6 protein-coding genes and 1 pseudogene are annotated in these 6,827 nt (G+C 49.8%); 5 read left to right on the top strand and 2 right to left on the bottom strand.

Annotated elements, in window-relative coordinates; translation table 11 throughout:
• The 3 genes from RMO84_RS01120 to RMO84_RS01110 all read left to right on the top strand — a co-directional run.
• A partial coding sequence (locus RMO84_RS01120) for a hypothetical protein (protein ID WP_310486596.1) occupies nt 1-506 on the top strand: 506 nt, incomplete at its 5' end.
• A gap of 190 nt (nt 507-696) precedes the next feature.
• A complete protein-coding gene (gene murJ, locus RMO84_RS01115; RefSeq protein ID WP_310486595.1) occupies nt 697-2,196 on the top strand; it encodes a murein biosynthesis integral membrane protein MurJ in 1,500 nt (499 codons plus the stop codon).
• A gap of 30 nt (nt 2,197-2,226) precedes the next feature.
• A complete protein-coding gene (locus tag RMO84_RS01110) occupies nt 2,227-3,411 on the top strand; it encodes a glycosyltransferase (RefSeq protein ID WP_310486594.1) in 1,185 nt (394 codons plus the stop codon).
• A 295-nt stretch (nt 3,412-3,706) separates the two neighbouring features.
• On the opposite strand, the gene RMO84_RS01105 is transcribed toward RMO84_RS01110, so the two are convergent.
• Entirely contained in the window at nt 3,707-4,846 is a 1,140-nt protein-coding gene (locus tag RMO84_RS01105) for a glycosyltransferase (RefSeq protein ID WP_310486592.1), read from the bottom strand.
• Nucleotides 4,847-5,482: 636 nt separating this feature from the next.
• Nucleotides 5,483-5,911: a KGK domain-containing protein gene (locus tag RMO84_RS01100; RefSeq protein ID WP_310486590.1), complete on the bottom strand. Its 429-nt coding sequence runs from the start codon at nt 5,909-5,911 to the stop codon at nt 5,483-5,485.
• 265 nt (nt 5,912-6,176) lie between these two features.
• Between RMO84_RS01100 and RMO84_RS01095 the strand changes: the two genes are divergently transcribed.
• On the top strand, nt 6,177-6,395 hold the full coding sequence (locus RMO84_RS01095; RefSeq protein ID WP_310486589.1) for a hypothetical protein: 219 nt from the start codon (nt 6,177-6,179) through the stop codon (nt 6,393-6,395).
• Between the two features lie 27 nt (nt 6,396-6,422).
• A pseudogene (locus RMO84_RS01090) lies at nt 6,423-6,827 on the top strand (aminotransferase class V-fold PLP-dependent enzyme); the annotation flags it as partial.

Genomic DNA, 6,827 nt, shown 5'->3' with positions numbered 1-6,827 from the left:
TTGTCAATCGACTCGAAGAGTTCCAAAACCCTTCGCTCAAGGAAGAGTCAGCGACGGAGCGGCAAGCGGTGGCGGCTGGTGGTTGGCTGATGTTTGGCAATCGTCCTTTCTGGGGGAATGGATTGGCATCAACTCGGAAGTGGATGGTTTCGGAAGTCTCCACTCACAACATGTATCTATACTACATGGCCGATCATGGCATTCTCGGAGTCCTGTTTCTGCCAGGAGCGATCTTTGCTGTCGTCTATCGCAATCGGGGCGAAGAACAGACAATTCTCATCTGTTTTGCCGTCTTTCTGAGTTTGTGGGGACTATTCAGTCATGAGGTGTTAGCAGAACGCTATACATTATCGAGTTTTGCTTTACTCGCCGCCATGAACACCAATCAAAAGTGGTATCTGAAATATACAAATCGTAATTTCAATATGGCACCGTCGCCCTCGATCGCGCCAGCTTTTTTACCACCAGTACGCACCCAAAAGAATGTCTTTCAAAAACGCGATTAGTCGATCGAGATCGAGGAACTATTTACCATTAAATAAGTCTTCTAGATCGATGTCTAGCTCGCCAACTGGGATAGTCGCACCTAGCTCGAACCTCGATTTTACCCGCTCCCATGCCTAGCGATGCATTCGAGTTTGTCACGATCGCCTGCACAACCACCATCTACCAAACTCCGCATCAGACAACAATACAATGAAAGACCGATTGCAGAAGATCGCTAGCTTATGGAAAAAAGTTGCGAGTGGGTCAGTAAATAGTCGAATTTTGGTCGCAATGATTGTGGTCGGATTCGGCACGATCCTGGCCAAACTATTATCTGTTGTTAAAGAGCTATTTGTTGCCTATCAATTTGGTACTGCCAGTGAATTGGATGCCTTCTTGATCGCGCTGACGATTCCGTCGTTTTTGCTTAGTATTATCGCTGGCTCGTTTAACTCAGCCCTGATTCCCACTTATATCCGGGTCAGAGAGCAATCAGGTGCCAGAGCGGCTCAAAAGTTGTTTGCGGGAGCTTCGCTCTGGAGCATCGGCTTGCTCGCAGCCACTACCCTGCTCATGCTCGGGTGCGTCCCGCTCTATCTGCCCTTACTAACTAAGGGCTTCAGTGCTGACAAATTAGCCTTAGCCTATCGACTGTTGTGGGCGATCGCGCCGATGTTACTACTATCAGGGATTGCCAATATTTGGGGCGCAGTGCTCAATGCTGGCGAAAAATTTGCCCTAGTTGCGCTAGTGCCAATGATTACGCCCGTCCTGACGATCGTCCTGTTATTTGGCATGCAGTCTTGGGGCGTATTCAATCTGGTGGCAGGGATGGTTGGCGGTCAACTCGCAGAAATGCTGATTATCGGCATCGTCCTCAAACAGCAAGGGTTCTCACTGCGCCCGCGATGGTATGGCTTTAATCCCGACCTCAATGAGGTGGCGCGTCAGTACGCACCCGCGATCGTGGGGTCATTTTTGATGTGCAGCACTAGCTTGGTCGATCAGTCGATGGCCGCGATGTTACCTGCTGGTAGTGTCGCCGCGCTCAACTATGGCAACCGGATCGTGACCTTACCAATTATTATCGCCAGTACGGCCTTAAGTACGGCGGTGATGCCCTATTTCTCCAAAATGGTGGCCAGTAATGATTGGTCGGGCATTCGCAACTCCTTCCGGCATTATCTAATCCTGATCTTTGCGGCGAGCGTGCCGTTAACTGGATTGATTATTTTAGGTTCGGAGCCGATCGTGCACGCGCTCTTACAAAGAGGTTCATTTAATGCCAATGATACGCGGGTCGTCGCGCAAATTCAAAGTTGTTTTGCCCTCCAGATCCCGTTTTATATTGGCTGCATGTTAGTAGTGCGGTTAATTTCGGCGATGCGCCAAAATCAGATTTTGATTGTTGGTTCGGCTTGTAGTCTGGCGATCAATATCGGTTTGAATTATTTATTCATGCAGTGGCTGGGTGTGGCTGGGATTGCCTTATCGACCAGTTTGGTGTACGTATTTTCCTTTTTCTTTTTACTATTCTTTGTCCTCCGCAATTTGAAATCGATCGATAAGTTCGATCTGGCACCCAAACCCACAGAGCGCGCCGAATCGATCGACCAGTTCGATCTGTCATCCGTACCGATCGAGCGCGCTGATTCGACCGATTCGATCCCGACCGATCGCCAATTGCCAGTCGGCAAAGACAGCAAATAATTTCGCTCCAGCAGCCAGGTGAGCCGAGCAGTGCTCGCGATTTCCCTACAGGAACGCTACGCGATCGCAAGTCGTTCCGATCTGGGTATGATAGATCGAGTCATCGAGGAACAATCGCACATGTCCGAACGCCGAATCGCTTTCTTTTTGCCGACCCTTGCCGGTGGCGGTGCGGAACGAGTCGCCCTCAATTTGCTGGCGGGAATGCTCGAACTAGATATTCCGCTAGATTTGGTGGTAGCTAGTAAAGAAGGGCCGTATTTAGACCAAGTACCCGATCGCCTTCGACTCATCGATCTGGGTACGGCGCGAGTGATGAAGGCGATTCCCGCATTGGCAGGTTATCTCAAGGACACTCAGCCAGTGGCATTAGTTTCGCACATGAATCATGCGAATATCGCCGCTATTTTAGCTAAAGAATTGGCGCGCAGCAAAACCAAGTTAGTCGTAGTCGAGCACAATACCCTCTCAACTAGTAAATCTAACTTACGGCGGAGTAAATTTTTGCCCACGATGATGAGATGGCTCTATCCCCGTGCTAACGAGATCGTCGGCGTGTCTCAGGGGGTGGCGACAGATTTGGATACCCAATTAGGTTTCCAGCCAGGAACCGTGAAAACTGTCTACAATCCCGTTGTCGATCGTCAGCTCAAAAGCAAATCTCAAGCCCCATTAAGCCATCCCTGGTTTGCACCAAACAGTCCGCCCGTCTTTTTGGCGGTGGGGAGATTGACCGCGCAGAAGGACTTCTCGAACCTGATTCGGGCGTTTGCGATCGTCCGCCAGCACCAACCCGCACGCTTGATAATTTTAGGCGAAGGGGAAACTCGCAGTGCGCTCGAAGCTGAAATCGCCGCACTGGGGATAACGGCAGATGTCTCCCTCCCTGGTTTCGATGCCAATCCCTATGCTTATATGGCACAGGCGACGACCTTCGTGCTGTCATCGCGCTGGGAAGGTTTGCCGACGGTATTGATCGAAGCGATGGCTTGTGGTTGTGCGGTGGTAGCGACAGATTGTCCTTCGGGGCCGCAAGAAATCCTCGCGGCTGGCAAATATGGGCTATTGGTACCGATCGACGATGCCCCAGCCTTAGCAACAGCGATGCTTCAGACTTTAGAGGCACCACTGGATCGGGCGCAATCGATCGAACGCGGCCAATATTTTTCCAGCGAACGCGCCGTCAGCGAGTATCTCCGATTATGCGATTACTAAATTATGTCAGTCGCCAAACTTGTTAGGACATACCCCCGACTGTCTTGTCTCGCTGTCTTGACCCAAAGCCATGGGTCGGGAACCTCCCGTTCGATGCGCCGCTGTCTTGACCCAAAGCCATGGGTCGGGAACCTCCCGTTCGATGCGCCGCTGTCTTGTCGCACACAAACGGGAGGGAACCTCCGTGACGAGCGCATCCGCAAACCGTCGGGAAACAAAGGCGTGCGCGAGCCGCTTCTTTGAGAAGTCGGGGGTGTAGCAGTAATGGTCGAATTAGTTGCTGCCCCTGCTCACGCTAACGATCGACCAGCGCGCGCTCCCAAACATCGTTATATTTAGCCACCATATTTTGGACGCTAAAATTGGCCTCGATCCGCTGGCGGCATTGTGCTTGCCGCTGTTGCCAAGCGGGTAGATCGGACATGCGATCGATCGCGCCAGCCATCGCCTCGCCCAACCTGACAGCATCGCTCGATGGCACCACCCAACCAGTATCGCCGACAATCAGTCCCGCATCGCCAACGTCAGTGACGATACAAGGTCGCGCGCAAGCCATCGCCTCCGCGACCACATTGGGGAAGGCTTCACCATAAGCACTAGATAGGACGTGCAGATCCACAGCATTCATGACGGCGGGAATATCCGAGCGCAGGCCCAACAACGTGACGCGATCCTTGACTTGATAGCGATCGAGTAGTTCGACTAAAGTATCGTTATCAGCATCGAGCTTCGAGCCAACCAGTACGCAGTGCCACGGCGATGGGGTAAGTGTCTTGAGATGAGCTAAAGCGGCAATCAGATTGGCGTGATCTTTTTGGGGATTCCAACGGGCGACCATCCCAAACAAAGTTGTCCCATCGGGAATATGCCATTGCTGGCGCAACTCTTGACGAGCGGCTAGATTCGGTGCAAACTCACTGACATCATAACCATTGGGAATCGTCACCATTTTTTGCTGCTGATAACCGAGGGCGGTATGCACTCGCACTCCTTCCTCCGAGCAACTGATAATTTTGCGGGGGATAAAACCCGAAATTGCGGCGCACACGCGAACGATCGCGCGAGTGGTAAACGCCGTTTGCGTCGGATCGAGATCGGAGTTATGAATCCCCCAGACGATAACTTGCTTACCCGCCAAGCGAGCTGCCACACTACCCAGCAGATCGCTGTGGTACATCCAGGTTTGAATCGCATCTGGGCCGATCTGTCGAATCAGTCGATACAGCTTGGTGACTCCAGCTCGCGTCACTCTACTTTTGGGCATATCGAGGGCATGAACTGGAATCCCTAATTTAGCAGTTTGCTCTCCATACCAACCAATGCTCATTAGCGAAATGACATGATGAGTATTTTGTTTATCGGCAATAATGAATCGGTACAAAACAGCTTGAGCACCGCCGTCATTAAAATCCGTAATAATATGAAGAACTTGCATTCGAGTTATGAGTTATGGTTTGATTCTGCGTTAGGAGTGATGGATGCTGAGAGCAAAATATTTAGATGTGTAGAGGAATCTGATTTACAGATCGACCTACGTCGATCTGTACTCAACCCGATCTGTCAATTATTTACTTCAATTAGCTCCAGCTAACTAGTACTACAAATCGGATATTTATCGCTGTAATTAATTATATTTTATCAATAATACCATAGATAAATCCGAATATTTAGAATCGATCGCTGATGAAGATCGAGTTAGATTTGGCATCTCTTGCCCGATCGCCAGTCAATTTAGCAACACCAACAAAAGCATACTACTAAGGTATTGTCGCAGTTAGTTACGATTGCTAACTTTCGCGATCGCGCATGCTTGACGCAAAATTTTTCTAGTCGATCGGTGTGGCTAGCTTGCTGAAAATCGCTCATTTGCTTGACATTACTGTCGCTAACGATCGAGATCCGTTCGCGCTTGACTATCGCCGCGATTTTTACTCGAAGTAAATACAGCGATTAAACCCGAATACCCAAATTCTAAGTTGAATTTGGGTGTTTATCTCCAAGAACATTTGAAATTAATAATTATTAGGGACGGGGCGCAACCAAGTTATTTTAGATTGAATCTTGTTAATTTTTATTGGCCATTATGATGCAGACCTGTGAACACATATTCACTGTTAACGTATTCATCGCTAGTGGAATCTTCGCGTTCTCGATCGCCAGGTAATAACTTCTTTTCGTCGGAATCTTCTACTAAAAACTCTACGGAAACCTGAACTCTAACCTTACCTTTGCACCAGCGACGAGTGGCCAAATCGAGGATTTCGCAACTAATACCTTCCTCGAACCATTGACAATGTTCGTTAGCCAAGCGATTTGAGCCGATCGTCCGAATCGGAATCTCTAAACCATTCTGTCGGAGCTTCTGATCGATCGATCTACCAACCGAACTATCAAAAGATTGGCCGATCGCCTTTTTGAGCTTGCCAGAGCGAAACATTGCCTCCCCAAAGGCAATTACATCGTCATCACCACAATCATAGGGAATAAGATTATTTGTCATAACATTTTTGCGATCGAAGGTTAGTACTAGATACCATTAACATGATGCCATAATATACTCAAAACAGACCTGATGGATCGACGCATCCCGATCGATTTCTATGTTCTCGATTTAACCATCAGATCGACCGATCGCGCTGGTTGCGAGCGGTTCTAGTTACCGAGATCGCCTCCGCTCGTGCCATCCCGATCGCCCAACAAATCCAATTTTCGTTAGGATAGAGATCGTAATTGTCAGTATTATGTCTGGAGCGACCGATTGCTAGGTGCTAGCTTGTCGCCTTAAATCGTTCCGTGAGGATCGAGATCGACCGCTTCATCCGCATCGGGGCGACCGTGCGCTCGCCGATCTGGCAGCTAGTTGGCCGCAGATTCGGGTCGCGCCGCTAGCGGCTGCGTGTAGTCTTAAGCTAAAATTGACATTCTGCAAATCTAAGTTAAGACGCTTGCTAGCCGCAACAGCCTGCGTCCGATCGGCAGTTTAGCTATTATTCATCATTGGGATCGAGATCGTGGAAAATAAATTAATGTTAATGATTCCTGGCCCTACGCCAGTGCCAGAAAATGTGTTGTTGGCAATGGCCAAACACCCGATTGGGCACCGGAGCGGCGAGTTCAGCCAAATCATGGCCGAAGTTACTGCCAATCTCAAATGGTTGCACCAAACTCAAAATGATGTCCTGATGCTGACCGTTTCCGGTACGGGCGCGATGGAAGCAGGAATTATTAACTTCTTTAGCCCTGGCGATCGCGTGTTGGTCGTCCACAATGGTAAATTTGGCGAACGCTGGGCGCAAGTAGCGGCAGCCTTCGCGCTAGACGTCCAGACAGTTACCGCTCCCTGGGGACAACCGATCGATCCCAATGCGGTCAAAGCCGCGCTCGATGCCGATGCAGCCAAAGCTATCAAAGGTGTC

This window comes from Chamaesiphon sp. VAR_69_metabat_338, assembly GCF_031423935.1.
Lineage (GTDB): Bacteria > Cyanobacteriota > Cyanobacteriia > Cyanobacteriales > Chamaesiphonaceae > Chamaesiphon.
This window is presented reverse-complemented; position numbering and strand designations above follow the sequence as displayed.